The 23742-nt window shown below is 68.6% G+C and carries 26 protein-coding genes; 13 read left to right on the forward strand and 13 right to left on the reverse strand.

Annotated features, from left to right (window positions below; genetic code table 11):
• Positions 1 to 39: 39 nt before the first annotated feature.
• Entirely contained in the window at positions 40 to 1512 is a 1473-nt protein-coding gene (locus tag ARC20_RS16865) for an FAD-dependent oxidoreductase (RefSeq protein WP_057649221.1), read from the forward strand.
• Positions 1513 to 1528: 16 nt separating this feature from the next.
• On the opposite strand, the gene arsC is transcribed toward ARC20_RS16865, so the two are convergent.
• A complete protein-coding gene (gene arsC / locus ARC20_RS16870; protein WP_057649223.1) occupies positions 1529 to 1960 on the reverse strand; it encodes an arsenate reductase (glutaredoxin) in 432 nt (143 codons plus the stop codon).
• 290 nt (positions 1961 to 2250) lie between these two features.
• Between arsC and ARC20_RS16875 the strand changes: the two genes are divergently transcribed.
• The 5 genes from ARC20_RS16875 (at position 2251) to ARC20_RS16895 (ending at position 6709) form a co-directional block, all read left to right on the forward strand.
• Positions 2251 to 3288 carry a glycoside hydrolase family 5 protein gene (locus ARC20_RS16875; protein ID WP_057649225.1) on the forward strand — a complete coding sequence of 346 codons (1038 nt, stop codon included), beginning with the start codon at positions 2251 to 2253 and terminating at the stop codon, positions 3286 to 3288.
• A 72-nt stretch (positions 3289 to 3360) separates the two neighbouring features.
• Positions 3361 to 4242, forward strand: a complete 882-nt coding sequence (locus ARC20_RS16880; RefSeq protein ID WP_057649227.1) for a methylglyoxal synthase — start codon at positions 3361 to 3363, stop codon at positions 4240 to 4242.
• Between the two features lie 165 nt (positions 4243 to 4407).
• Positions 4408 to 5646, forward strand: coding sequence for a substrate-binding domain-containing protein (locus ARC20_RS16885; RefSeq protein ID WP_237642621.1), 1239 nt, complete (start codon positions 4408 to 4410; stop codon positions 5644 to 5646).
• A 63-nt stretch (positions 5647 to 5709) separates the two neighbouring features.
• Positions 5710 to 6132 carry a hypothetical protein gene (locus tag ARC20_RS16890; protein ID WP_146165786.1) on the forward strand — a complete coding sequence of 141 codons (423 nt, stop codon included), beginning with the start codon at positions 5710 to 5712 and terminating at the stop codon, positions 6130 to 6132.
• A gap of 118 nt (positions 6133 to 6250) precedes the next feature.
• Positions 6251 to 6709 (forward strand): PepSY domain-containing protein, encoded by a 459-nt coding sequence (locus ARC20_RS16895; protein ID WP_057649232.1) that lies wholly within the window; start codon positions 6251 to 6253, stop codon positions 6707 to 6709.
• A gap of 81 nt (positions 6710 to 6790) precedes the next feature.
• Here the strand turns inward: ARC20_RS16895 and ARC20_RS16900 are convergent, their stop codons facing one another.
• Both ARC20_RS16900 and ARC20_RS16905 read right to left on the reverse strand, forming a co-directional pair.
• Positions 6791 to 8551 carry a M28 family metallopeptidase gene (locus ARC20_RS16900; protein WP_057649236.1) on the reverse strand — a complete coding sequence of 587 codons (1761 nt, stop codon included), beginning with the start codon at positions 8549 to 8551 and terminating at the stop codon, positions 6791 to 6793.
• An 81-nt stretch (positions 8552 to 8632) separates the two neighbouring features.
• On the reverse strand, positions 8633 to 9304 hold the full coding sequence (locus ARC20_RS16905) for a DUF4097 family beta strand repeat-containing protein (RefSeq protein WP_057649238.1): 672 nt from the start codon (positions 9302 to 9304) through the stop codon (positions 8633 to 8635).
• A gap of 164 nt (positions 9305 to 9468) precedes the next feature.
• Between ARC20_RS16905 and ARC20_RS16910 the strand changes: the two genes are divergently transcribed.
• Positions 9469 to 10674, forward strand: a complete 1206-nt coding sequence (locus ARC20_RS16910; protein WP_057649239.1) for a murein hydrolase activator EnvC family protein — start codon at positions 9469 to 9471, stop codon at positions 10672 to 10674.
• A 105-nt stretch (positions 10675 to 10779) separates the two neighbouring features.
• The gene (locus ARC20_RS16915) at positions 10780 to 12249 is read left to right on the forward strand and encodes a S41 family peptidase (protein WP_057649241.1); all 1470 of its coding nucleotides are present in this window, start codon (positions 10780 to 10782) and stop codon (positions 12247 to 12249) included.
• A 9-nt stretch (positions 12250 to 12258) separates the two neighbouring features.
• On the opposite strand, the gene ARC20_RS16920 is transcribed toward ARC20_RS16915, so the two are convergent.
• The 3 genes from ARC20_RS16920 to ARC20_RS16930 are packed head-to-tail and all read right to left on the reverse strand — an operon-like array spanning position 12259 to position 14286.
• Complete coding sequence (locus tag ARC20_RS16920) at positions 12259 to 13239, reverse strand: D-2-hydroxyacid dehydrogenase family protein (RefSeq protein ID WP_057649243.1); 981 nt, start codon at positions 13237 to 13239, stop codon at positions 12259 to 12261.
• A 10-nt stretch (positions 13240 to 13249) separates the two neighbouring features.
• Positions 13250 to 13570, reverse strand: a complete 321-nt coding sequence (locus tag ARC20_RS16925; protein ID WP_057649245.1) for a DUF1820 family protein — start codon at positions 13568 to 13570, stop codon at positions 13250 to 13252.
• 23 nt (positions 13571 to 13593) lie between these two features.
• The gene (locus tag ARC20_RS16930) at positions 13594 to 14286 is read right to left on the reverse strand and encodes a rhomboid family intramembrane serine protease (RefSeq protein ID WP_057649246.1); all 693 of its coding nucleotides are present in this window, start codon (positions 14284 to 14286) and stop codon (positions 13594 to 13596) included.
• Positions 14287 to 14513: 227 nt separating this feature from the next.
• On the opposite strand from ARC20_RS16930, the gene ARC20_RS16935 reads away from it, so the two are divergent.
• The gene (locus ARC20_RS16935; protein ID WP_057649248.1) at positions 14514 to 15869 is read left to right on the forward strand and encodes an outer membrane protein transport protein; all 1356 of its coding nucleotides are present in this window, start codon (positions 14514 to 14516) and stop codon (positions 15867 to 15869) included.
• 58 nt (positions 15870 to 15927) lie between these two features.
• Here ARC20_RS16935 and ARC20_RS16940 read toward each other — a convergent pair whose 3' ends face one another.
• Positions 15928 to 16449: a nucleoside 2-deoxyribosyltransferase gene (locus ARC20_RS16940; protein ID WP_057649249.1), complete on the reverse strand. Its 522-nt coding sequence runs from the start codon at positions 16447 to 16449 to the stop codon at positions 15928 to 15930.
• Positions 16450 to 16514: 65 nt separating this feature from the next.
• On the opposite strand from ARC20_RS16940, the gene ARC20_RS16945 reads away from it, so the two are divergent.
• Positions 16515 to 17228: a 2OG-Fe(II) oxygenase gene (locus tag ARC20_RS16945; protein ID WP_057649251.1), complete on the forward strand. Its 714-nt coding sequence runs from the start codon at positions 16515 to 16517 to the stop codon at positions 17226 to 17228.
• An 11-nt stretch (positions 17229 to 17239) separates the two neighbouring features.
• Here the strand turns inward: ARC20_RS16945 and ARC20_RS16950 are convergent, their stop codons facing one another.
• Positions 17240 to 17611 (reverse strand): VOC family protein, encoded by a 372-nt coding sequence (locus tag ARC20_RS16950; protein ID WP_057649253.1) that lies wholly within the window; start codon positions 17609 to 17611, stop codon positions 17240 to 17242.
• 55 nt (positions 17612 to 17666) lie between these two features.
• Positions 17667 to 18764: a PA0069 family radical SAM protein gene (locus ARC20_RS16955; RefSeq protein ID WP_057649254.1), complete on the reverse strand. Its 1098-nt coding sequence runs from the start codon at positions 18762 to 18764 to the stop codon at positions 17667 to 17669.
• 88 nt (positions 18765 to 18852) lie between these two features.
• Here ARC20_RS16955 and cls point away from each other — a divergent pair, with 88 nt between their 5' ends.
• From cls to ARC20_RS16970, 3 genes are all read left to right on the forward strand, one after another.
• Positions 18853 to 20313, forward strand: a complete 1461-nt coding sequence (cls, locus tag ARC20_RS16960; protein WP_057649256.1) for a cardiolipin synthase — start codon at positions 18853 to 18855, stop codon at positions 20311 to 20313.
• A gap of 78 nt (positions 20314 to 20391) precedes the next feature.
• Complete coding sequence (locus ARC20_RS16965) at positions 20392 to 20649, forward strand: hypothetical protein (protein WP_057649258.1); 258 nt, start codon at positions 20392 to 20394, stop codon at positions 20647 to 20649.
• Positions 20650 to 20656: 7 nt separating this feature from the next.
• On the forward strand, positions 20657 to 21415 hold the full coding sequence (locus tag ARC20_RS16970) for a pyridoxine 5'-phosphate synthase (RefSeq protein ID WP_057649260.1): 759 nt from the start codon (positions 20657 to 20659) through the stop codon (positions 21413 to 21415).
• A 125-nt stretch (positions 21416 to 21540) separates the two neighbouring features.
• Here ARC20_RS16970 and ARC20_RS16975 read toward each other — a convergent pair whose 3' ends face one another.
• The 4 genes from ARC20_RS16975 to ARC20_RS16990 form a co-directional block, all read right to left on the reverse strand.
• Positions 21541 to 21951 carry an ExbD/TolR family protein gene (locus tag ARC20_RS16975; RefSeq protein WP_057649263.1) on the reverse strand — a complete coding sequence of 137 codons (411 nt, stop codon included), beginning with the start codon at positions 21949 to 21951 and terminating at the stop codon, positions 21541 to 21543.
• Positions 21952 to 21954: 3 nt separating this feature from the next.
• Complete coding sequence (locus ARC20_RS16980; RefSeq protein ID WP_057649264.1) at positions 21955 to 22380, reverse strand: ExbD/TolR family protein; 426 nt, start codon at positions 22378 to 22380, stop codon at positions 21955 to 21957.
• 55 nt (positions 22381 to 22435) lie between these two features.
• Positions 22436 to 23197, reverse strand: a complete 762-nt coding sequence (gene exbB, locus ARC20_RS16985) for a TonB-system energizer ExbB (RefSeq protein WP_057649265.1) — start codon at positions 23195 to 23197, stop codon at positions 22436 to 22438.
• An 85-nt stretch (positions 23198 to 23282) separates the two neighbouring features.
• The coding region (locus ARC20_RS16990) for an energy transducer TonB (RefSeq protein WP_057649269.1) at positions 23283 to 23742 on the reverse strand (460 nt) is incomplete at its 5' end.

The following is a 23742-nucleotide window of genomic DNA, read 5'->3' on the forward strand; positions in this document are numbered from 1 at the left end:
CCCACGGGCGTAGGACCGAAGCAAGCCACGGATATCCACATGAGCCGCAAGCAAGTCTTCCAGTTCCTCGACCTGCCCCGCACCATGCCGCAGCGCATTCCGGTGGAACTGCGCACGTCCGGCGACTGGGGCGAGCTGTACGGCAAATTCGACAAGGCCGATGCGCAGTACCAGGCCGGCCGTTGCCTGGATTGCGGCAACCCGTACTGCAGCTGGAAGTGCCCGGTGCACAACGCCATCCCGCAGTGGCTGCAGCTGGTGCAGGAAAACCGCATCGAGGAAGCCGCCGCGCTGTGCCATTCGACCAACCCGCTGCCGGAAGTCTGCGGCCGCGTGTGCCCGCAGGACCGCCTGTGCGAGGGCAGCTGCACGCTGGAGGAATTCGGCGCGGTCACCATCGGCGCGGTGGAGAAGTACATCGTCGATACCGCACTGGCCGCCGGCTGGCGCCCGGACCTGCATGACGTGCAGCCCACCGGCAAGCGCGTGGCCATCGTCGGCGCCGGCCCGGCCGGCCTGGCGTGTGCCGACCGCCTGGCGCGCGCCGGCGTGCACGCGGTGGTGTTCGACCGTTACGAGCAGATCGGCGGGCTGCTGCAGTTCGGCATCCCCAGCTTCAAGCTGGACAAGGCGGTGATCGCCAAGCGCCGCGAGGTGCTCGAAGGCATGGGCGTGGAATTCCGCCTGGGCGTGGAGATCGGCCGCGACGTCGAGGCCGCGCAGCTGCTTGGCGAGTTCGATGCGGTGTTCCTCGGTACCGGTGCGTACCGCTATACCGACGGCGGCCTGCCGGGCCAGGACCTGAAGGGCGTGCTGCCGGCGCTGCCGTTCCTGGTGCAGAACAGCCGCATCGTCGGCGGCAACGATCCGTGGGGCCGGCCGATCGCGGGCTGGGAAGACACGCTGGCGCTGCCCGATCTGTCCGGCAAGCGCGTGGTGGTGCTCGGTGGTGGCGACACCGGCATGGACTGCGTGCGCAGCGCGGTGCGCCTGGGCGCGGCCAAGGTGACGTGCGCGTATCGCCGCGACGAGGCCAACATGCCCGGCTCGGCGCGCGAAGTGGCCAACGCGCGCGAGGAAGGCGTGCGCTTCCTGTTCAACCGCCAGCCGCTGTCGATCGAAGCGGGCGCCGATGACGAGGTGATCGGCGTGACCGTGGTGGAGACCATGCTCGGCGAGCCGGATGCGCGGGGCCGTCGCAACGCGGTACCGGTGGAAGGCAGCGAGTCGCTGCTCGAGGCCGACGTGGTGATCATCGCGTTCGGCTTCTCGCCGGAGCTGCCGGAGTGGCTGTCGAGCCAGGGCGTGCAGTCCAGCGACAACGGGCGCATCCTCGTCGGCGGCGCACGCCTGCCGTACCAGACCGCGAACACGAAGGTGTTCGCCGGTGGCGATGCGGTGCGTGGCGCGGACCTGGTGGTGACCGCGGTAGCCGAAGGCCGCGACGCGGCGGCCAGCATCGTGCAGTGGCTCGGCGTGGAAGCGGCGCCGCGGCAGATCGCGGCGGCGTGAGGCGTCGCGGGTCGGCCTAGCCGATCCGCTCGCCATCCTCCTTGAAGAACGGTGTCGCCAGCGGCGGCAGGATCTCCAGCGTGACTTCCGAGGGACGGCACAGGCGCGTGCCCAGCGGCGTGCGCACGAACGGCCGGTTGATCAGCACCGGCTCGGCCAGCATCGCGTCCAGCAGCGCTTCGTCGTCCAGTGCGGGATCCTCCAGGCCGCGTTCGCGGTAGGCGGCTTCCTTCGTCCGCATCGCGTCGCGCACGGTCAGGCCGGCGGCGGCGATGGTTTCGCGCAGCAACGCGCGATCCGGCGGGTCACGCAGGTATTCCACGACCTGCGGCTCGATGCCCGCGTGGCGCAGCAGCGCGAGTACGTTGCGGGAGGTGCCGCAGCGCGGGTTGTGCCAGATGACGGCCGGTTGCGCGGGCTTTGGTGCGGAGCCTTGAGGGTGGGTCATGGTTCTGTGTCTGGGCGCTTTCCTTGATTGTTGCGTAGCGTAGTACAGGGCTGCGGTGGTTGGCTGTGCGTTGTCGGCTCGCATGGATTACCTGCCCGCCCCGAAGTCCCGACGGTTTCCTGCGAACGGCTCAAAGGCCATTGCGTCGGGACGAAGTGCGACCCTGTGCACAACTCCGCGGGTTTGTTCTTCGACGTCCATGCAGTGCTAACACCTGGGGCTTTAAGTTGGCCTTCGTAGCGCGGAATGGACACCGCGCCCCGGCGTCCCCCCACCCCGGAGCCCCTGCCATGTCCCCGTTCTCCCGTTGCCTGCCGTGGCTGCTCGGCATTGCCCTGTTGTCATCCTCGCTGCCCGGTGCCGCGCAGCAGCGCGTGTTGCGCTATGCCGGCGTCAATCTCGCCGGTGCGGAGTTCAATTCTTCCAAGCGGCCCGGCACGCTGTTCAAGGACTACACGTATCCGGCGGCCAGCGATTACGCCTACTTCGCCGGCAAGGGCATGAACATCGTGCGCCTGCCGTTCCTGTGGGAGCGGCTGCAGCCGCAGGCCAATGGCGAGCTGGACGCGGCGCAGCTGCAGTTGATCCAGAAGGCCGTCGCACAAGCCAAGGCGCAGAACCTGCACGTCATCCTCGATGTGCACAACTATGCCAAGTACCAGGGCGTGCGCCTCGGCACCGAAGGGACGCCCGGTGCACTGCTGGCCGATCTCTGGAAGCGGCTCGCCACCGCGTTCAAGGACGATGACGCGGTGATCTTCGGGCTGATGAACGAGCCCAATGCCATCGATGCGGCCGCGTGGACTTCGATTGCGCAGTCGTCCATCGATGCCATCCGCGCAACCGGTGCGCGCAACCTCATCCTCGTGCCCGGCACCGCCTATACCGGCGCGCACAGCTGGGCCAGCACGAGCTACGGCACGCCGAACGCGACGGCGCTGGTGTCGATCAACGATCCGGCCAACAACCTGGCGGTCGAAGTGCACCAGTACCTGGACAAGGACTTCAGCGGCACCAGCGGCGATTGCGTCAGCGCCACGGTCGGCGCCGACAAGCTGCGCGGTTTCACCGCGTGGCTGCGGCAACAGGGCAAGCGCGGCTTCCTCGGCGAGTTTGCCGGCGGCACCAGCGATACCTGCCTGCAGGCGTTGGACGGCATGCTCGCCTACATGGAAGAGAACGCCGATGTATGGCTGGGCTGGACCTATTGGGCCGCGGGCAGCTGGTGGCAGCCGACCTATCCCTTCAACGTGCAGCCCGGCAAGGACGGCAGCGAGAAGCCGCAGATGCCGGTGCTGGTGAAGCACGCCGCGGCGGCGGTGAAGTAGAGCGCCGCCTCGTGCCATCGCCTCCCGGGCGGCTTAGACTGCGCCCGGGGACTTTCCTGCAAGGACACAGGCATGCGGCTGGGACTGGCGGCCAACCGGCTGCACCACGAGGGTGACGATGCGGCGCTGTTCCGCTGGCTGCGGACGAGCGAACGCGGCATCCGCGAACTCGACCTGGGCCTGCATGCGGTAGGCCGCACGTTCGATGCGATCGAACGCGCCGGCCTGCTCGCCGGCCACGCCGGCCTGAAGCGTTATCCGTATGGCCGCGAAGGCGGGCTGATGAAGCTCGTCGCCGAAGTGGTCGGCATGGAAGGCGGGGCGCGCACGCTCGATGGGGCGATCTACCTGATCGACCCGGTGGATCCGTCCTCGATCTTTCCCGAGGCCATCGCGCTCAAGCGCCAGTGCGTGATCCACGGCAAGCCGTTCCTGTCCACGGTGGCGTCGGCGCGTGACTGGGTCGAGCTGGAGCGCATCCACGCCGGGCTGGCGCCAGACCCGGGCGCCGACGACCTGCACGACTTCGAGCAGCACACCCTGGCGCTGATCGCGCACGATGCGATGAAGCCGCAGATGCTGGCCTTCGCGTCCGAGCACTTCGCGCTGCTGTCGCGCTTCGCCCACCGCGTCGGTACAGGCACCACCGGCCAGCGGCTCAACGAGCTGGCCTGGAGCCAGGGTTGGCCTTCCGACCAGCCCTGGGTGCATCGCTATGAAAGCGGCCCGATGGGCGGCGATGCGCAGATCGCCGATCGCGTGCTGGAGGGTCGCTGCCAGCGCGCGATCTTCTTCGAGGATCCGCACGTCGCCCGCCAGCACGAGGCCGACATCCAGCTGCTCGAACGCGCGGTAACCACCGTCAGCGACCTCGCCGTGTGCACCACCGCGCCCGGGGTTGCGCGTCGCTGGGCCGAGGCGGCGGCGCGACGCGCGCAGGTGGCTGCACGCTGAAGCGGGCCGGGCCGCCGTCACCGGCCTGTCATCGGCAACCGCAACACTCCCGGCGCTCTGACGTACCCCGGGGGATCCATGTTGCGTGCGCTTTCTTGCTTCGCACTGGCTGCGTGCCTGTGCTTTTCGTCCTCTTTGCATGCGCAGGAGGCCGAACGGCTTCGCGTGCACGGTTCCAATACCCTCGGCGACCGATTGATGCCGGCGCTGGTGGAGTCCTGGCTGAAGTCCATGGGCTACGGCCAGATCCGCCGCACGGAAGTCAGCGGCGCCGTCACCGAAGTGCAGGCGGTGCGCGATGGCGAACCGCTGATCGTGGAGATCGGCAAGCGCGGCTCGGCGGCCGGCATGCAGGCGCTGATCCGCGGCGACGCGGAGCTGGCGATGCTGGCGCGCACGCCGACGGCGGCCGAGCAGTCGGCCGGCTGGCAGCTCGGCGAGCTGACCTCGCCCGACCAGCAGTTCGTGCTGGCGCTCAACGGCGCGCAAGTCGTGGTGGCGCAGGCCAACCCGGTGAAGACGCTGACCTTCGGCCAGCTGCGCGCGGTGCTGTCCGGCGACGTGCGCGACTGGACGCAGCTGGGCGGCCGCGGTGGCGAAGTGCAGGTGATGTGCGGCCCCGCAGCGGGCGGCCTCAACGATTTCCTCGCCAGCCGCGTCATGCAGGGTTCGGCGATCAAGGGCTGCACGCGTCGCTTCCCGACGCTGGCCGAGGCCTCGCGCGCGGCGGCGAACAATCCGCAGGCGCTGGCCGTGGTGGAACTGGTCACGCCGGTGACGCCGGCCGGCCGCGCGCTGGCGATCGCCGACGGCGGCATCGCCGTGGCGCCGACGCCGACCAACCTGCGCAGCGAGGACTACCCGCTGGTGCAGCGCTACAGCGTGTATGGCGGGCAGATGATGTCCGCGCTGGGCCGTGGCCTGGCGATGTACCTGATTTCCCCTGCCGCCCAGCGCGTGGTCGCGGGCGAAGGCCTGGTGGCGATGACGCTGCCCAAGGCGCCCACCGAGGAAGCGCCCAGCGCCGGCCCGCCGCCGTATCGCGAAGCCGTCGCCGGCGCCAAGCGCCTGCCGCTGAGCGTGCGCTTCAACCTGCGTTCGCTGAGCGGCATGTTCGAAGGCGGCTCGGCGCAGGATCTCGACCGCCTGATCACCTTCATGCAGCAGCCGCAGAACCGCGGCCGCACGCTGGCGGTGGTCGGCTTCGCCAATGCCGACCCGGCCAACAAGCTCTATCCGACCATCGCCAGCAACGACCGCGCCGACATCATCGCCGGCTACCTCGCCCAGCACGGGATCGTGGTGCAGCGCGCGCGCGGGCTGGGCGCCATCCGCCCGCTGGTGGGCGAGGGTGATGCGAAGGCGCGCGAGCGCAACGAGCGTGTCGAGATCTGGATGCTTTAGGCTTCCCGAGGGGAGCAGGCGAGCGCGGTGCACCTGGCACCGCGCCAGGCAGGGGGCAGCAGCATGTTCGGTCCATCGTTGGCGGAGCTGAAAGCACGGCAGGTCGCGCTGCGTGCGCGCATCGATGCGCGCGTGGCGGAGATGGCGGCCAGCGGATCGTCTGGGGGCGTGGTCATCGCCGAACTGACGCCGCTGACCTCGCAACTGGTGGCGCTGGAACAGCAGATCCGCCAGCGCACGCCGCGGCGCGACCTGCGCCACGAACTGGCCCACCTCGATACGCAACTGCGCGATGCCACGCTCGCACCCGCCGAGCAGCAACGCCTCGCGCGACGGCGAGATGCACTGCGCGTCTACCTCGCGCCGAAGCGCCCGCTGGTGCCGCGTCGGCCGCTGTGGCATTTCGTGCTGGCAGGATTGCTGATGTTCGCCGCGATCGTGTTCGTCACCGTGGTGCTGCCGCCGCTGGTCGTGGGACGCCCGTGAGACCGGCTGAATCAGGGCCGAGCACAGCCTGAACCATCGCGACGACGCGCCGCAGCATTTCACCTCGCGGCGATCCCGCGCTGGCGAGGATGGCCCCTCCTCATCAAGGGAGAAAGCCATGAGCGTTACGCCGATCACCCGCACCGCGATGGCCGTGGCCCTGGCGTTGGCCGCCGCCGGCGCGGGCGCCAAGCAGCCGCCGGCCAAGGGGGCGCCGCAGCAGGCGCTGACCTCCACCGAGATCAACGCGATGCTGACCGCGCAGGGGTATCGCGACGTGCATGACGTCGAGTTCAAGGACGGCGTGTGGCAGGCCGACGCCAAGAGCGGCGACGGCAAGCATGTGGACCTGAAGATCGACCCGGCGACGGGCCGCGTGTATCCGGACGAGATGTCCTCGCCGATGAGCGAGGACGAATTGCGCGCGGCGCTGTCGGCGTCGGGTTACTCGAAGGTGCGCGACGTCGAGTTCAAGGACGGCCTGTGGCAGGCGCATGCCGAGAACAATGCCGGCAAGGACACCAAGGTCCAGGTCGACCCGCGGGATGGCAAGGTCGTGGCGGCCGAGAACGACTGACCGCCGCGCGTACGTGCTGGAACAAGAAAGGCCTCCCATGCGGGAGGCCTTTCCTTTTTCCAACGCGACGCAGCCGTTACCTCACGGCTTGGCTGCCTCGGGCTTGGCTGGCTCGGGCTTGGCCGCACCCTGCATCATGCGGTCACGCGCGGCCTTGAAGGCATTGCCTTCGTACCAGTTCGGCCACTTGTCGCCGGCCGCCAGTTCCTTGCCGACGCCGTACACCGCTTCGAGGTCTTCCACCGTGCCGTCCAGCTTCCACGTCGCCGGGTCGTACTCGTCCTTCGGGCCGTGGTAGCGGTTCTTGCCGTAGTCCTCGGCCGCCTTGCGCCCGGCTTCCAGGCCGCCTTCGCGCAGGTCTTCGCCGCCATCGGTGTAGAGCGCCGGCACGCCGGCCTTGGCGAAGTTGAAGTGATCCGAACGGAAGTACGAGCCGTTCTGCGGGGTGGCTTCGGCATGCAGCACGCGGCCCTGCATCGCGGCGATCGGCTTGAGGATGTCCTCCAGCTCCGAGCTGCCGTAGCCGACCACGGTCATGTCCTTGGCGCGGCCGGCCACCGACATGGCATCGATGTTGATCACGCCGGCGATCTTGTCCAGCGGGAAGGTCGGATGGGCGACGTAGTACTTGGAACCCAGCAGGCCCGATTCCTCCAGCGTCACCGCCACGAACACCACCGAGCGCGCCGGCGCGGGGTTCTGGTGGGTGAAGGCGTCGGCGATCTCCAGGATGCCGGCCACGCCGGTCGCGTTGTCCACCGCGCCGTTGTAGATGTTGTCGCCCTGCTCGCCCTCGTGCTTGCCGAGGTGGTCCCAGTGCGCCATGTACAGCACCGCCTCGTCCGGCCGGGTGCTGCCCGGCAGCACGCCGACGACGTTGCGCGACTGCTTCTCCTCGATCTTGCTCTTCAGGTCCACCGACCAGGTCGCCTTCAACGGCACCGGCTTGAAGCCGCGCTTGCTGGCGTCCTTGTAGGCCTGCGCCAGGTCGAGTCCGGCATCGGCGAACAGCTGCTTGGCGGTGGCCGCCGAGATCCAGCCCTGCACCGGCAGGCGCGGATCCGGATCGTCCTTGGCCGGCAGGTCGTACTGCGGGCCGGCCCAGGAGTTGCGCACCACGTCCCAGCCGTAGCTGGCGCCGGCGTCGTCATGCACGATCAGCGCGGCGGCGGCGCCCTTGCGCGCGGCTTCCTCGAACTTGTAGGTCCAGCGCCCGTAGTACGTCATGCGCTTGCCTTCGAACAGCTTGCCGTCGTTCGTATGGAAGCCCGGGTCGTTGACGAACATCACGACCGTCTTGCCCTTCCAGTCCTGGCCGGCGTAGTCGTTCCACTTCTGCTCGGGCGCATCCACGCCATAGCCGACGAACACCAGCTCGCTGCCGTCGATCTTCACTTCCGGCTGGCCGGTGCGGGTGCCGACGACGATGTCGGTGCCGAACTTCAGGTCGCGGCTCTGGCCGCCGGCCATCAGGCGCGGCACGGTGCTTTCGTCGGCGGTGGTTTCCACCATCGGCACGTCCTGGAACCAGCTGTCGCCGTTGCCCGGCTGCAGGCCGATGCGCTGCATCTGGTCGCGGATGTATTCGACCGTCTTCTGCTCGCCGGCGGTGCCGGGGCCACGGCCTTCGAAGGCGTCGGAGGAAAGCTGCTTGACGAGCTCGCCGAAGTCCGGGGCATTGATGCCGGTGGCGAAGACGTGGTCGCTGGCCGGTGTCGAAGGCGCGGCGGCGGCAGGGGTTTCGGCGGCGGGCGCCTCGGCGGGCGCGGCCGGTTCCGGCGCGCGTTTGCAGGCCGCCAGCGCGGCGGCCGCGGCCAGGCACAACAGGATCTTGCGGGACATCAAGGCACCCTCGGTGGAAGCAGGAGCCCGATTCTAGTGCGCAAAGCCGGCCGCCGGGGTCGGCGGCCGGGCACGAATGCCTCAGCGGTCGGCGGGGGCGACGTCGGTGTCGAAGATCTGCGCGGTGGCGCCGGTCACGGTGCCGATCTTGGCGCTGCGGTGCACGTACAGGTTCACCTCGCGCTCGAAGTCCAGCGCGCCCTCGACCACGGCATTCGGGCCGATGATCACCCGCGGCTTGCGCGAGGGCTTGAGCGAGAGGTTGAAGTTCGGCTTCTTGACCTCGATGCCGCCGACCACGTGCGAGCCCACGCCCACGGTGATGTCGCCGTTGACCGTCTCGATGCCCTTGCCGAGGCTGGCGCCGACCAGGCCGATGCTGCCGTTGACCGTCTCCACGCCGCCGCTGACCTGGCCGCCGCGATCGACGAACACGCTGCCATTGACGGTTTCGATGCCGCCGCTGACCACGACCTTCTGGCCCAGGCTGACCTGCCCGTTGACCGTGGACAGGCCGCCCGTGCGCGCGCCGTTGCCGACGGTGATGCCGCCGTTGACGGTCTCCGCGTCACCGGTGGTGGCGTTGTCCTCGATGGAAATGCCGCCGTTGACGGTTTCCAGGCTGCCGTACTGGCGCCCGGCCTCGGCGGTGATGCGGCCGTTGACCTTGCTGATGTCTTCCTGGGCCCAGGCCGCACCACTGGCCAGGACCAGGGACAGGGTGAGCAGGGCGGGCAATGGATGGAGCTTCATGCGTACCTCCGGTGTCTGGGCGCGCCAGGTTCGTCGCGATAGGACCACGCTTGGCTACAATCGCGCATCTGTCTGAAGTCACTGGACCTTCCTGCTTGGCCAACGTGCCGTCGCACCCGTCGCCCCGTCCGCATCCCCTGCCACGCTGGGGATGGCTGCTGGCCATGGGCCTGTGCGTGGCCTGCGCCGCGTGGCCGGTGCTGGCGCAGAGCCAGCGCGAAACCGAGCGGAAACTGCAGCAGATGCGCCAGGAGCTGCGCAGCATCGGCCAGGAACGCCGCAAGCTGGAAGGCCAACGCGGCGAAGCCTCGCGGCAGCTGCGTGAGGCCGACGAGAAGGTCGCCCGCAGTGCCCGCAACCTGAGCCAGACCGAAACGGCGCTGCGCGAACAGCAGCAGGCGCTGGCCGAACTGCAGGCGCGCCGCGCCGCGCTGCAGCAGAACCTGGCGCGGCAGCGCGCCACGCTGGCGGTGCTGTTGCAGGCGGCCTACCGGATCGGCGACAACGCGCCGCTCAAGTTGATGCTTTCGCAGGACAGCGTCGCCGACGCCAACCGCCTGTTGGCCTACCACCGTTACGTGCAGCGCGAGCGCGCGCAGCAGATCCAGGGCCTGAGCCGCGACCTGGCCAGCCTGGACGAAGTGGAAAAGCAGATCGAGGAACGCCGCCTCGCGCTGGACCAGGCGCGCCAGCAGCAGCAGGTGCAGTCGCGCAGCCTGGGCGATGAGCGCCGCAAGCGCGCGGCGATGGTCGCCGACCTCGACGACCAGTACCAGGATCGCGCCGAGCGCGAGAAGGCGTTGGGCCAGGACACCAAGGCGCTGGAAGACCTGCTCAGGAACCTGCGCGCCGCCGCCGCCAAAGCCGAGGCCGAGCGCAAGGAGGCCGCCCGTCGCGCCGCCGCCGAAGCCGCCGCGCAGGCCAAGGCCGGCGGCAGCCGGGGCACCAAGACGCCGCCGAAGGTGGTCGCCAACGCACCGGCGCCGAAGGTTGGCGGCTTGGGCTGGCCGGTGTCGGGCAACCTGCTCGCCCGCTACGGCGGCCGGCTGCCCGACGGGCGCACCAGTAACGGCGTGCTGATCGGCGCACCCGCCGGCAGCACGATCACCGCGGTGGCGGATGGCACCGTGGTGTTCTCCGACTGGATGACCGGCTACGGGATGATCCTGATCATCGACCACGGCAACGGCTACATGAGCCTGTACGCCCACAACGACACCCTGCTGCGCGACGCCGGTGCATCGGTGAAGCGTGGCGAGGCGGTGGCCAAGGTCGGCAACTCCGGTGGACAGGGCGTGCCGGCGTTGTATTTCGAACTGCGCCGCAATGGACAGCCGGTCGATCCGGGGTCGTGGCTGCAAAGGCGCTGAACCCCCGCGTGTGCGCCGGTGGCGGGTACGGGAATTCCACAACGCTTCGCGCATAATCGGTGCAGCCGTCGTCACCGGCGGTCCGTCCCCGTTCCGGAGTGCTTCATGCGCGTAGTCCTGTCCGCCGCCCTGCTCCTGGCGCTCGCGCCGGCCACCGCCTGGTCCCAGCAGGCCGCCACCCCGCCCGCCGATGCGCCCGCCGCCGAAGCGGACAACCCCGACGCGGACGAGTCGGCCAGTTCCAAGGTGCCGCTGGAGGAGATCCGCCGCTACGTGGCGGTGTACAACGCGGTCAAGCAGGCCTACGTCGACCCGGTGGACGACAAGCAATTGATGCAGTCGGCCATCCGCGGCCTGCTGCTGGACCTGGATCCGCACAGCACCTACTTCGACAAGGAAGACGCCGAGGCCTTCGACGAACAGGCCACCGGCGCCTATGACGGCATCGGCGTGGAGCTGCTGCAGCAGAAGGACAACACGCTCAAGGTCATCTCGCCGATCGACGAAACCCCCGCCGCGCGCGCGGGCATCCGCGCCGGCGACACCATCATCGCCATCGACGGCAAGCCGATCGCCACCATCGAGGCGATGGAACCGCTGCGCGGCAAGCCGGGCACGAAGGTGACGCTCACCCTCGTGCGCGAGGGCCGCGACAAACCGTTCGATGTCACCGTCACCCGCGAGACCATCCGCGTGGCCAGCGTGCGTTCGCGCATGCTCGAGCCGGGTTACGGCTACGTGCGCATCGCCACGTTCCAGGCCGATACCGGCAACGATTTCCACAAGCAGGTCGAAGCGCTGAAGGCCAAGGCCGGCGGCAAGCTGCGCGGCCTGGTGCTGGACCTGCGCAGCAACCCCGGCGGCCTGCTGACCGCGGCGGTGCAGGTGGCCGACGACCTGCTCGACAAGGGCGTCATCGTCAGCACGCGCGGGCGCATCGCCATCAGCGACGCGAAGTTCGAGGCCACGCCGGGTGACGTGCTGGGCGGCACGCCGGTGGTGGTGTTGGTGGATGCCGGTTCGGCGAGTGCTTCGGAAGTGCTGGCCGGCGCACTGCGCGACAACAACCGCGTGCGGGTGATCGGCAGCCGCACGTTCGGCAAGGGTTCGGTGCAAACCGTGCTGCCGCTGGACAATGGCGATTCGGTGAAGCTCACCACCGCGCGTTACTACACGCCGAGCGGGCGTTCGATCCAGGCCAGCGGCATCGTGCCGGACGTGGTGCTGCGGCCGGAGCACGACCCGGATGCGGATGTGCCGGCGAGCCTGGCCGATTACAGCGAGGCGACGCTGCCGGGCCACCTGCATGGCGATGACGAAGGCGCCGAGGGCTACAGCGCCGGCGACGTGTTGCCGGGCGATGGCCCGATCGCTTCGGCGTTGGCCGAGCTCAAGAACCCGGGTTCGGTGGCGAAGGCGCAGCAGGCCAAGGCCAAGCCGAAGGCAGCGGTGAAGCCGGCGGCGAAGGCGGCCACCGTGGCGCCGGCCAAGCCGGAAGCGCCGGTGAAGCCGGTGGATGCGAAGCCGGTGCTGCCGGCGGACGTGCCGGCGACGGACAAGACGGACAAGCCGTAACGCCCGCCTTCAGCGCCCGAGCACCTGCGGATTGGCGATGTTCTTTGGCGCACCCGCGGCGAACGCGAGCACGTTGTCGAAGGCGATGCTGAAGTACTGCTCGTAGCTGTCGCGTTCGACGTAACCGAGGTGCGGCGTGGCCAGCACGCGCGGATGCGTGAGCAGCGGATCGAACGCATCCAGCAGCGGCTCGTGCTCGAACACATCCACCGCCGCCATGCCCGGCCGCCCTGCATCCAGCGCGGCCAGCAGCGCGCCCGGCGCGATCAGCTCCGCGCGGCTCGTGTTGACCAGCAACGTATCCGGCCGCATCCGCGCCAGGTCCTCCGGCCGCACTTCATGCCGGCTGGCATCGCTCAGGCGACGATGCAGCGAGAACACGTCGCTTTCGGCGAACAGCTGCGCGCGGCTGTTCGCCACCTCGTAACCGTCCGTACGCGCCTGCGCGCAGGAAGCCTCGCTGCCCCACACGAGCACGCGCATGCCGAACGCCTGCCCGTAGCCGGCGACCAGCTTGCCGATCTTCCCGTAGCTCCAGATGCCCAGCGTGCGCCCGCGCAGCACGCGGCCGAGCGTGGCATCGCCGGTGGATTGCCAGCGGCCGGCATGCAGCGCATCGCCATAGGCGCGCAAGCGACGGCTTGCGGCCATCACCAGGGCCCAGGCCAGTTCCGCCGGTGCCACCGGCGAGCCGCTGCCTTCGGCCACCGATACGCCATGGCGGGTGCAGGCATCGAGGTCGATATTCGACGACAGCCGCCCGGTCTGACTGATCAAACGCAGCTGGGGCAGGCGCGCCAGCAAGGCTTCGTCGATGCGCGTGCGTTCGCGGATCAGCACGAGCGCCTGCGCGTCGGCCAAGGCTGCGGCCGTGGCATCCGGGTCTTGCAGCGGCTGGTCCAACACGCGCACATCGTGACCCTGCAGGCGCGCGAAGCAATCCAGCCCGCGCACTGCTTGCTGGTAATCCTCGGGAATCACGATGCGCACGCGGCAATCCTCAGCGCGGCTTGCCGGGAACGGGGAAGGGCGTGACCACCGATTCGCCTGAGGCCGCATCGCGGATCGCCGATTGCCCCTTCTTCTCCACTTCCTCGATGCGGATGATGCTCTGCATCGGCAGGTGCAGCTTGCGGGTGTTGCCGAATTCCTCGCGCAGGCGTTCCTCGGTGGGATCGACCACCAGGCCATCGTGCACGTCGAACACCAGGTCGCCGATTTCGTTGAAACCCCACAGGTGGCTGCCGGCGACATGCCGCGCGTACAGCTCGTAGACCTTGCCGTGGTTGAGGAACGTGACTTTGTAGAGCGCGTTGGACATGGCCGCGATTATAGGACCGTGCCTCAGAACCCGTGGCGCTTGCGCAGGCGACGCGCGATCGCCGCGCGCACGTAAAGCCCATAGCCGACGCCGAACAGAAAGCCGGCGATATGCGCCGACCACGCCACCATGCCGAACGCCGGGCCGATGTGCGCGAACACCACCTGCAACAGCGCCCACACGCCGATCAGCAGCGGCGCCGGCACGCGGATGAATTCCAGGAACAGGCCCAGCGGCAGCACCACGCCAAGCTTGGCGCCGGGAAACAGCGCCAGGTAACTGCCGATCAACGCGGACACCGCGCCGGACGCGCCGATGATCACCTGGTCCGGTCGGCCGAGGGTGTAGATCGCCGCCAGGTTCGCCGCCGCCCCGCCGAGCAGGAACAGCAGCAGCAGCCGCCACGGCCCGAGGATGCGTTCGGCCGGCAGGCCGAAGATCAGCAGGAACACCAGATTGCCGAGCAGGTGCGACCAGTCCGCGTGCAGGAACAGCGCGGTGAACAGGCGCAGGACGCTGCCGTCCTCGAAGGCGGCCCACCAGTCGGAGATCGCCGGCCGGCCCCGCGACAGCGCGCCCCAGTCCAGCCACAATCCCGCCCGCGCTTCTTCCGGCCGGCTGATCGACCACAGGAACGCCGCCCAGATCACCGCGAACAGCAGCGGCACCGCCCAGCGGTGTGAAGGTTTCTTGCGGGAAGGAAGGGAGATGAACATGGGGTTCTTCAGGCGCCCAAGATAGCGTTTTCACCGGCATGAACCCATCCCGAAGATTGGCCCGCCATTCACCGAAAGTCGTTATTGTTAGGTTAACCCGGATGGGTATACTGCATACGGCGTCGTATGTCCGGGAGGGGTCTCCGGCGCATCTGCAAGGCCTTCGGGGCTTCGCAGATGCAGGCGCTTTACAGACAATTACAAAGTCTTTCCGGAGAGATACAAGTATGACCAACGTTTCCAACATCAGCCGCGTCACCGCGCTCGCCGTCGGCATCGCCAGCGTGCTGGCTTTCGGCCAGGCGCACGGTGCGGCCTTCCAGCTGAAGGAAAACAGCGCCAAGGGCCTCGGCCGCGCGTTCGCCGGTTCCGGCAGCGCCGAGGGCGACGCTTCGATCATCGCGGTGAACCCGGCCGGCATGCGCCAGCTGGACGGCCAGCAGTTCCAGGCCGACGTCAGCGCGATCAGCTTCTCGGCCAAGTTCGACGGCAACGCCCGCTACGTGGGCCCGACCGGCCCGGGTACCGGAACCGCCGTGTCCGGTGGCAACGGCGGCGACGCCGGCATGATCGCCCCGGTTCCGGCGATGTATTACCACCTGCCGTTCGGCGAAAACGACAACATGCACTTCGGTGCTTCGGTCACCGTGCCGTTCGGTTTCAAGACCGAGTACGACAGCAACTGGGTCGGCCGCTACAACGGCCTGAAGACCGAGCTGCAGGCGATCGACCTGAACCTGGCGTTCTCCTATGACGTCAACCCGTACGTGTCCTTCGGCGCGTCGGTGTTCGGCGAGCGCCTGGACGTGGACCTGAGCAACGCCATCGACTTCGGCACCGCGCTGTACGCGCAGCGTGTCCCGGGCTTCGCGCCGGGCACCGCCGACGGCACCTCGCGCATCAAGGGTGACAACACCGCCGTGGGCTTCACGCTGGGTGGCCTGTTCTCGATCGACGAGAACACCCACATCGGCTTCAGCTACCGCTCCGAGGTCGAGCACAAGATCACCAACGGCACCGCCGACTTCACCGTCCCGGGCAACGCCGCCGCCGTGCTGGCCGTGGCCGCTCCGGGCCAGTATGTCGACACCAAGGGCCGTGCCACGATCACCCTGCCGGCCAGCGCCACCGCCAGCTTCACCCACAAGTTCAACGACCAGTGGTCGCTGATGGCGGACGTCAGCCGTACCGCGTGGAGCAAGTTCGATGAAGTCCGCGTGGACTTCGCCTCGAACCAGGCCGACGCCGTGCTGCCGTTCCACTACCGCGACACCACCTTCGCCTCGATCGGTGCCGACTACCGCATGAGCGATACGCTGACCCTGCGCGGCGGCCTGGCCTATGACCAGACCCCGACCACGGACGCGCACCGCGACGTCCGCGTGCCGGATACGAGCCGCAAGTGGGTGTCGCTGGGCCTGACCTGGGCGCCGTCGGCCAACGCCGAGTACAGCTTCGGCTACACGCACCTGTTCACCAGCGACCCGAACATCCGTTCGACCTCGCAGACCAACAGCGTGATCACCGGCACCTACGAGGTGAGCGGCGACGTGCTGGCTGCTTCGGCGAACTTCAAGTTCTGATCGAAGCTGCATCGCAATGCACAAGGCCCCGCTTCGGCGGGGCTTTGTTTTTGGGGGGTCAGCCGCGCGCGTCCTGCTCGCGGCGCAGGCGCGCCAGCGCGGCGCGCGCATCGCCCACCACCAGCGGCGCCGGCACCGAGAGCATCAGGTTCAACGGCAGGCCGAATTCCTCGAACGTCCAGCCGCGCGTATCGAGCACGCCGTCCGGGCCGATGGCCTCCGGATGGCGCAGGCGGATGCGCTCGGCGAAGCTGCCGTGTTCGGGGATATAGCCGTATACCGGCTTGCCCTTGGCCACCGCGTAGCCAACCTCGAAGCAGGTGCCGCTGTCCGGTTCCGGGCCGCGGAAGAAATCCAGGTTGGCGAGCACGGCGTCGGCGCGTTCGATCAGGCCGATGTTGGCGTGGTAGATCCATGCGGCTTGCGCGGCGGGATCGCGCAGGTGCGGCGGCACGTCCTGGTCGAGCGGGAAGAGGCCTTCGAAGCCGAAGGCCGCGCAATCCTGCTTGAGCGCGCGGCCGCGGGCGGCGGCGTCCGGGCGGAACACGTCGGGGCCGGCGAGGTAGAGGGTGCGAATCATGGCAAGGCATCGGGCGGGGTGGGGCATTGTCGCGCCACCCGCTGCGTGGGCGGGGCCGGATTGCTATGGTGTGGCGCATGGACGCACCCGTGGATTTCATCGAGGTCTATGACGACGCGCTGGACGCGGCAACCTGCGCGGCCATCGTGCAACGCCTGCGCGACAGCGACCGGCTCACCGCGGGGCGGATCGGCGGCGGTGTCTATCCCGAGCTCAAACGCAGCCAGGACCTGCGCATCAGCGGCCTGCCCGACTGGGCGGACGTCGAGGCGAAGATCCAGCAGGCCGTGCTGGGCGGGCTGTTGCGCTACCTGCGCCGCTATCCACAGGCGTTGGTGGCGCCGTTGATGCTGCAGATTCCGGATGTCGGCGGCACGTTGCGCCGCCTGCGCGCGGAAGACGTGCAGGGCATGGCCGAGCCGGCGCTCGTCGAGCTCGCGCGTACCTGCCTGCGCCCGGGGGCGATCAACCTGCAGTGGTATTCGGCGGGCGAGGGCGGCTATCCGTACTGGCATTGCGAGCTGTACCCGCGCGACGCCAGCGCGGAGACTTTGCATCGGCACGTGCTGTGGACGCTCTACCTCAACGACGGCTTCGAGGAGGGCGAGACGGAATTCCTTTTCCAGCAGCGCAAGGTGAAGCCGCGGACCGGCAGCCTGCTGATCGCGCCGACCGCGTTCACGCACACCCATCGCGGCAACCGCCCGCAGGGCGGCGACAAGTTCATCGCGACCAGCTGGATCCTGTTCCAGTCGGCGCAGGCGTTGTACGGCGGCTGATCGCCGCTGCGCTAGCTGCGCAGCTGCAGGACGTTGCCTTCCGGATCCACCGCGTCGCACACGCGGGCACCTTCGAATGCCCACTCGCGCTCCGGCCCGTCCACGGTGCCGCCGAGGGCAGGCCACTGCTTGCGCGCCGTGGCGATATCGGCGACGCCGAACACCAGCTTCACCGGCACGTTCTCGCGGCGGCGGGGCGGCGTTTCGATGTAGATCCCAGAGGCGATGGCGTCTGGGATGCGCACCAGGGTGAGCTGGAAATTCGCGGATTCGAGTACGACGTGATCCGGCGCGGCATGGCGCGCCGCCAACCCCAGCGCCGCTTCGTAGAACGCCTGCAATGCGGGCAGGTCCTTGGCGTAGAGAACGGCGGCAGGTTTCATCGCGAGCAGCTTGGGGGCATCGTGCTTACCTTAGCAGCCCGCGCGGATGCCTCGATCAGAACAGCTCGCCTTGCGGCGAAGCCTTTCGGGCGGGCGACGGAGGTGGTGGGCGACGGAAGCGGGTGATATCCAGCGGTGGGTCGCCACGTCGTTCGTGGAAGCCCGCGCGGCGCAGCGCCAGTTGGAAGCGCCGCGCCAGCAGCTGCGCATAGACGCCCTGGCCAGTGAAGCGCTGGCCGAAGCGGCTGTCATAGTCCTTGCCACCCCGCAGCTGCTGGATGGTGCTCATCACGTGCGCAGCGCGGTCGGGATAGTGGGCTTGCAGCCAGTCGCGGAACAACGGCGCCACCTCGTGCGGTAGGCGCAGCAGGGTATAGCCGGCCGAACCCGCGCCCGAAGCGGCGGCGGCTTCGAGGATCGCTTCCAGTTCGTGGTCGTTGATCCAGGGGATCACCGGCGCGGCCATCACGCCGACCGGCACGCCGGCCTCGTGCAGCTTCGCCATCGCGCGCAGGCGAGCGTGCGGCGCAGCGGCGCGCGGTTCCAGTTTGGCTGAGAGGTGTGGATCGAGCGTGGTAACCGAGAAGTAGACGTTGACCAGGCGTTCGGCGGCGAGCGGCGCGAGCAGGTCGAGGTCGCGGGTAACCAGCGCGTTCTTGGTGATCAGGGTGAAGGGGTGCCGCGTCTCCCACAGCACTTCGATCATCCGCCGGGTGACCTCCAGCCGGCGCTCGATCGGCTGGTAAGCATCGGTGTTGATGCCCAGCGCGATGGGGCTGGGCACATAGCCGGGCCGGGACAGTTCGCGGCGCAGCAGTTCCGGTGCGTTGGTCTTGGCGAACAGCCGGGTTTCGAAGTCCAGGCCCGGCGAGAGGTTGAGGTAGGCGTGGCTGGGCCGGGCGAAGCAGTAGCTGCAGCCGTGTTCGCACCCGCGATACGGATTGGCCGATTGCGAGAAGGGAATGTCCGGCGACTGGTTGCGGCTGATGATGCTGCGCGCGGTTTCCTCGGTGACCGTCGTGCGCAGGGCCGGGTCGGCGAACTCCTCGCTGTCGTCCGGGTGCCAGCCGTCGTCCACCGCATCGGCGGTGGTGACCTCGAACCGGCCGGCCAGGTGGGTCCGCGAACCGCGGCCCTTGATCGCTTGCGTCATCGGCGCAGGTTACGCCCCGGTGGTCTCAGGCCCAGCGACGACACATGGCGGATACCTGCTCGTTCAGGTGCTCCCTTATGATCGCGGCATGCTCGCCACCCTGAACACGGCCTGGGAATGGATCGGCGCCATTCCGCACCTGAAGGCCTACGTCACCGCCGCCTACTTCGCCTACCTGCTGTGGATCGTGGCCTGGATCGTGCTGCAGAAGCGCGAGCCGGCGGCGACGCTGAGCTGGGTGCTGTCGCTGGCGGCGCTGCCCTACCTGGGGTTGCTGATCTATTACCTGCTGGGCCCGCAGAAGGTGAAGCGGCAACGGCTGCGCCGCGGGCGTTCGCGCTCGGGCATGGAGCACTACAGCAGCGTGTGCCCGCCGGACGCGGACTGCACGGAGCTGGCCAAGGTGGCACAGGCGACCTGCGGCATGCCCCCGTCCACGGCGACGGACGTGGACTGGCTGGTCGACGGCGGCGCGACCTACGCGGCGATCCTGGCGGCGGTGGCCGGCGCGCAGGACCACATCCACCTGGAGTACTACATCTTCAATCCGGACCGCGCCGGCACGGCCCTGCGCGACGCCTTGGTCGAGCGCGCCCGCGCCGGCGTGAAGGTCCGGCTGCTGCTGGACGCGGTGGGCTCCTCGCATGTCGGCCGGCGCTTCCTGCGTCCGCTGCACGAGGCCGGTGTCGAGACCGCCTGGTTCCATCCCGCGCAGCTGCTCAAGCCGTTCAAGCGCCCGTGGGTGAACATGCGCACGCACCGCAAGCTGGTCATCGTGGATGGCCGGATGGCGTTCACCGGCGGCATCAACATCACCGACGAGGAAGACGAGCGGCTGCGCCCCGACGCCTACCGCGATCTGCACATGCGCATCGAAGGCCATGTGGTGCGCAACCTGCAGCTGGTCTTCATCGAGGACTGGATCTACGCGACGGGGCAGGGGCGGCCGGCGTTCGAGGGCCAGCAGCTGTGGCCCAAGGACACGCCTGCCCGCGCCGACGGGGATATCGATGCGCAGGTGCTGGTGTCGGGCCCGGATTCTTCGTGGGAGACGATCCACAGGCTGCACGTCAGCGCGATCCACGAGGCGTGTGAACGCGTGTGGCTGGTGACGCCGTACTTCGTCCCCGGTGAAGCCGCGCGGATGGCGCTGACCTCCGCGGCGCTGGGCGGGCTGGATACCCGCCTGCTGGTCCCGACGATGAGCGACTCCCGGCTGGTGACCTGGGCGGCGCGCTCCTACTTCGACGAACTGCTCGAGGCCGGCGTGCGAATCTTCGAGTACGGCCCGCGCATGCTGCACACGAAGGCGCTGGTGGCCGACGACGAGGTCTGCATCGTCGGCAGCGCGAATTTCGACAACCGCAGCTTCCGGCTCAATTTCGAGCTGTCGATGATGTTCCGCGACAAGCAGCTCACCGGCGAGCTGGCCGCCCATCTCGCCCGCGAAATGGGCACGGCGCGGGAGGTCCAGTTCAACCGGCACCGGCCGCTGTGGCGCTCGCGGCTGCCCGAAGCGGTGGCCCGGCTGACCTCACCGCTGCTGTAGTGGCCATTGCGTGACCGCCCCACGTGGAACGCGGGCCGGAGCCGGCGCTACACTGCGCCGACTCTTGGGGAGATCGTCATGCACTGGCTGTTCCTGCTTCTGGCGCTTGGCGCCCTGATCCTGGCCTTCAGCACGCCGCACATGTGGCTGCTGGTCCTGTCGTTGTTCGCCGCGCTGGCCTTCATGGCCGCCTGGGCGCGGGGCTGGTATGTCTCGCGCGTGGGCGAGGCGGAGGAGTCTGGCCACATCGTGGACCCGGTCGAGCTGCACCGCCTGCGTAGCCTGGCCGCCGCCCGCAAGGCCGCCGCGGCCGAGCCGCCGGCATCCGAGCCCTGAGGCACGCGTGTCCACCCAGCTGTCCGTCAACGTCAACAAGATCGCCGTGCTGCGCAATTCGCGCGGCGGCCATGACCCGGACGTGGTGCGCGCGGCCGTCGCCTGCCTGGACGCCGGGGCGCACGGCATCACCGTGCATCCGCGGCCGGACCAGCGGCATATCCGCGCGGACGATGTCTACGCGCTGTCGGCACTGACCCGCGCGCGCGGCGTGGAATTCAACATCGAAGGCAACCCGTTCGCGCCGCCACGCGAGGGCTATCCCGGCTTCATCGCGCTGTGCCGGGAGACGCGTCCGGCGCAGGCCACCCTGGTACCCGACGGCGACGGCCAGCTCACCTCCGACCATGGCTTCGATTTCGCACGCGACGCCGCCCGCCTCGCGCCCTTGGTGGCCGAGCTGCGCGAGATCGGCTGCCGCGTGAGCCTGTTCGTGGATCCGGGCTGCCCCGGCCTGGAAGAGGCCGCGCGGATCGGCGCGCATCGCATCGAGCTCTACACCGGCCCGTATGCGGAAGCGTTCGCGAGCGGGGCACCGGAAGCTGCGCTGGCGCTGTTCGCGCAGACGGCGCGTCGCGCGCAGGTGGTGGGGCTCGGCGTCAACGCTGGGCACGATCTTTCGCAGGCCAACCTCGGTGCGTTCGTCGCGGGCGTGCCGGACGTGCTGGAAGTGTCCATCGGCCACGCGCTCATCGGCGAAGCGCTCTACGACGGCATCGATCACACGGTACGGAATTACCTGGACATCCTCGCGCCCCGCGGCTGAGTGCGCTGGCGTCGTTCGCACCTTTTGCTCCGTCTCGACAGATCCCGCGCATAAAAAAACGCCACCGTCTCCGGTGGCGTTTCCAGTCGCGTCATGACTGAGTATTGCGGTGTTGCGGTATTTCTTTACTGGACGAAGCCGATCTTCTTCATCTGAGCATTCTTGGCGGCGGCCAGCACCCGGGCCATCACCTCGTACTCCGAATCCGGATTCGCATCGATCTTCAGCTGCGGCTGGTTGGTCGGGTCACGCTGGACCTCTTCCTCCATCCGCTGCTGCAGTTCGCTGACCGCGACCGGGCTGTTGTTCCAGTAGACCTGGTTGCTGGCGTCGATGCGCAGTTCGATCGGCGGCGGCGGTTCCACGGTCTCCGGCGGCGGGTTGATCACGCGCTGCGGAAGATCCACGGAGATCGGGTAGGTCATGATCGGCGCGGTGACGATGAAGATGATCAGCAGCACCAACATCACGTCCACGAGGGGCGTGACGTTGATGTCGGCCATCGGGCCGCGGCCGCTACCACTTGAAAAAGCCATGGCTTACTGCCCCTTCTCTTTGGTCGCGACGAAGCCGATGTCCAGCATGCCCTGACCCTGCGCGATCTTGGTGATCTCGTTGATCGTGCTCATCTTCGTGGTCTTGTCACCACGCAGGTTGAGCGGCGGCTGGGGGGTCTGCTGCGCGGCGGTGGACAGGCGCGACTCCAGGGTTTCCTTGGAGATCGGCTCGTCGTTCCAGTACAGAGAACCGTCTTCCTTGACCGCCAGCGTGATCGGACCCTTGCGCTCGGTCTGTTCGTCCGGACGTTGAGCCAGATTGGCCTCGGGCAGCTCCACCTTGACCTTGTGGGACATCAGCGGGGCCGTGATGATGAAGATGATCAGCAGCACCAGCATCACGTCCACGAGGGGCGTGACGTTGATGTCGGCCATCGGGCCGCCGCTGTTTCCACTACTGAAGGCCATAACAGGCTCCGTCTAAATCGGTTGCGGTGACTTGTTCGATGCCCGGGGGCGCGTCTTACTTGACGCGCGAACCGGTGGCGAAGAAGTCGTGCAGGTCGTGGGCGAACGAATCGAACTTCGCGATGACCGAGCTGTTGACCTTCGAGAAGAAGTTGAAGGCGAACACGGCCGGGATCGCGACGAACAGACCGATGGCGGTCATGATCAGCGCCTCACCCACCGGGCCGGCAACGGCGTCGATCGAGGCCGAACCGGTCGCACCGATCTTGATCAGCGCGCCGTAGATGCCCCACACGGTGCCGAGCAGACCGACGAACGGCGCGGTCGCACCGACGGTGGCCAGCAGGGTCATGCCCGACTGCAGGCGGGTGCTCTCGCGGGTCACGGCCTGGCGCAGGGCGCGGTCCACGAACTCCGAGCGGCTCAGGTTCTCGCCCAGGCCGGTGTTGCTGCCTTCGGCGCGCTGGTGGTGGGCGGCAGCCTGGGCGGCGTCCAGGGCGATCTTCGAGAACGGCTCCGAAGCCGGCTGCTCTTCCATCGCACGGATGGCTTCCTGCGCGTTCGGGGCTTCCCAGAACAGGCTGGTCACGCGATCGGCGGCGCTCTTCAGGCGGACCGAACGGAAGATGTTGATGACGGTCCAGTACCAGGACATGGCCGACATGGCGATCAGGGTCACCAGAACGACCCAGGAGACGGCGAAGTCACCCGGATGCGAGGTCATTTCCCCGATCAGGTGTTCGAAGCCCATCTGCGAGAGGGCAGCCGACGGGTTGGAGCCCCCGGCAGCGGCGGCGATGAAGAGATCCTGCAGCATGACGCTTACCTTTGTTGTGTGTGGTGATGAAGGGTGGTGCTAAGAACGACAGTGGGAACCGGGCCGGGAGGCCCGGCCCTGACAATCAATTGAGCGCGAAGTTGACCGGGACGCGGACGCGGCCGGCGGTCTTCTGCCCGTTCACGACGGACGGGTTGAAGCGCCACTTGCGGGCGGCATCCATGGCCGCACGGTCCAGATCGCGGTTGCGGCTCGACTTCTCGACCGCCACGTTGGTCACGTTGCCGTTCGCGTCGACGTCCACGATCAGGATGACTTCACCCTGCACGCCTGCACGGAACGCGGCCGGCGGGTACTTGGGCGGATTCATGTTCTTGGACGAGATGTCCACGCTGGCGCCGATGTCCTGCGACGGCTGCGGCGGCGACGGCGGAGCCGGCGGCGTCACGATGTCCGACGGGCGCGGTTCGGGGACGTCGACCACCGGGGCTTCCGGCGGCGGCGGCACCGGCGACGGACGCGGCGGTGCCAGGTTCTTCACCGGCGGCGGCGGCTTGTCCTGGGGGTGTCCCTTATACACATCT

Source organism: Stenotrophomonas panacihumi (assembly GCF_001431645.1).
Taxonomy (GTDB): domain Bacteria; phylum Pseudomonadota; class Gammaproteobacteria; order Xanthomonadales; family Xanthomonadaceae; genus Stenotrophomonas_A; species Stenotrophomonas_A panacihumi.

What these genes read in the sequence shown, in the direction of transcription:
- ARC20_RS16865 (WP_057649221.1), top strand. Translation starts at nt 40, where the DNA reads ATGAGCCGCAAGCAAGTCTTCCAGTTCCTCGACCTGCCCCGCACCATG.
- ARC20_RS16950 (WP_057649253.1), bottom strand. Translation starts at nt 17,611, where the DNA reads ATGAAACCTGCCGCCGTTCTCTACGCCAAGGACCTGCCCGCATTGCAG.
- ARC20_RS16890 (WP_146165786.1), top strand. Translation starts at nt 5,710, where the DNA reads ATGTTCGGTCCATCGTTGGCGGAGCTGAAAGCACGGCAGGTCGCGCTG.
- ARC20_RS16945 (WP_057649251.1), top strand. Translation starts at nt 16,515, where the DNA reads ATGGTGTGGCGCATGGACGCACCCGTGGATTTCATCGAGGTCTATGAC.
- ARC20_RS16980 (WP_057649264.1), bottom strand. Translation starts at nt 22,380, where the DNA reads ATGGCCTTCAGTAGTGGAAACAGCGGCGGCCCGATGGCCGACATCAAC.
- ARC20_RS16930 (WP_057649246.1), bottom strand. Translation starts at nt 14,286, where the DNA reads ATGTTCATCTCCCTTCCTTCCCGCAAGAAACCTTCACACCGCTGGGCG.
- ARC20_RS16940 (WP_057649249.1), bottom strand. Translation starts at nt 16,449, where the DNA reads ATGATTCGCACCCTCTACCTCGCCGGCCCCGACGTGTTCCGCCCGGAC.
- ARC20_RS16875 (WP_057649225.1), top strand. Translation starts at nt 2,251, where the DNA reads ATGTCCCCGTTCTCCCGTTGCCTGCCGTGGCTGCTCGGCATTGCCCTG.
- ARC20_RS16880 (WP_057649227.1), top strand. Translation starts at nt 3,361, where the DNA reads ATGCGGCTGGGACTGGCGGCCAACCGGCTGCACCACGAGGGTGACGAT.
- ARC20_RS16965 (WP_057649258.1), top strand. Translation starts at nt 20,392, where the DNA reads ATGCACTGGCTGTTCCTGCTTCTGGCGCTTGGCGCCCTGATCCTGGCC.
- ARC20_RS16900 (WP_057649236.1), bottom strand. Translation starts at nt 8,551, where the DNA reads ATGTCCCGCAAGATCCTGTTGTGCCTGGCCGCGGCCGCCGCGCTGGCG.
- arsC (WP_057649223.1), bottom strand. Translation starts at nt 1,960, where the DNA reads ATGACCCACCCTCAAGGCTCCGCACCAAAGCCCGCGCAACCGGCCGTC.
- exbB (WP_057649265.1), bottom strand. Translation starts at nt 23,197, where the DNA reads ATGCTGCAGGATCTCTTCATCGCCGCCGCTGCCGGGGGCTCCAACCCG.
- ARC20_RS16955 (WP_057649254.1), bottom strand. Translation starts at nt 18,764, where the DNA reads ATGACGCAAGCGATCAAGGGCCGCGGTTCGCGGACCCACCTGGCCGGC.
- ARC20_RS16935 (WP_057649248.1), top strand. Translation starts at nt 14,514, where the DNA reads ATGACCAACGTTTCCAACATCAGCCGCGTCACCGCGCTCGCCGTCGGC.
- ARC20_RS16925 (WP_057649245.1), bottom strand. Translation starts at nt 13,570, where the DNA reads ATGTCCAACGCGCTCTACAAAGTCACGTTCCTCAACCACGGCAAGGTC.
- ARC20_RS16895 (WP_057649232.1), top strand. Translation starts at nt 6,251, where the DNA reads ATGAGCGTTACGCCGATCACCCGCACCGCGATGGCCGTGGCCCTGGCG.
- ARC20_RS16910 (WP_057649239.1), top strand. Translation starts at nt 9,469, where the DNA reads ATGGGCCTGTGCGTGGCCTGCGCCGCGTGGCCGGTGCTGGCGCAGAGC.
- ARC20_RS16915 (WP_057649241.1), top strand. Translation starts at nt 10,780, where the DNA reads ATGCGCGTAGTCCTGTCCGCCGCCCTGCTCCTGGCGCTCGCGCCGGCC.
- ARC20_RS16975 (WP_057649263.1), bottom strand. Translation starts at nt 21,951, where the DNA reads ATGGCTTTTTCAAGTGGTAGCGGCCGCGGCCCGATGGCCGACATCAAC.
- cls (WP_057649256.1), top strand. Translation starts at nt 18,853, where the DNA reads ATGCTCGCCACCCTGAACACGGCCTGGGAATGGATCGGCGCCATTCCG.
- ARC20_RS16905 (WP_057649238.1), bottom strand. Translation starts at nt 9,304, where the DNA reads ATGAAGCTCCATCCATTGCCCGCCCTGCTCACCCTGTCCCTGGTCCTG.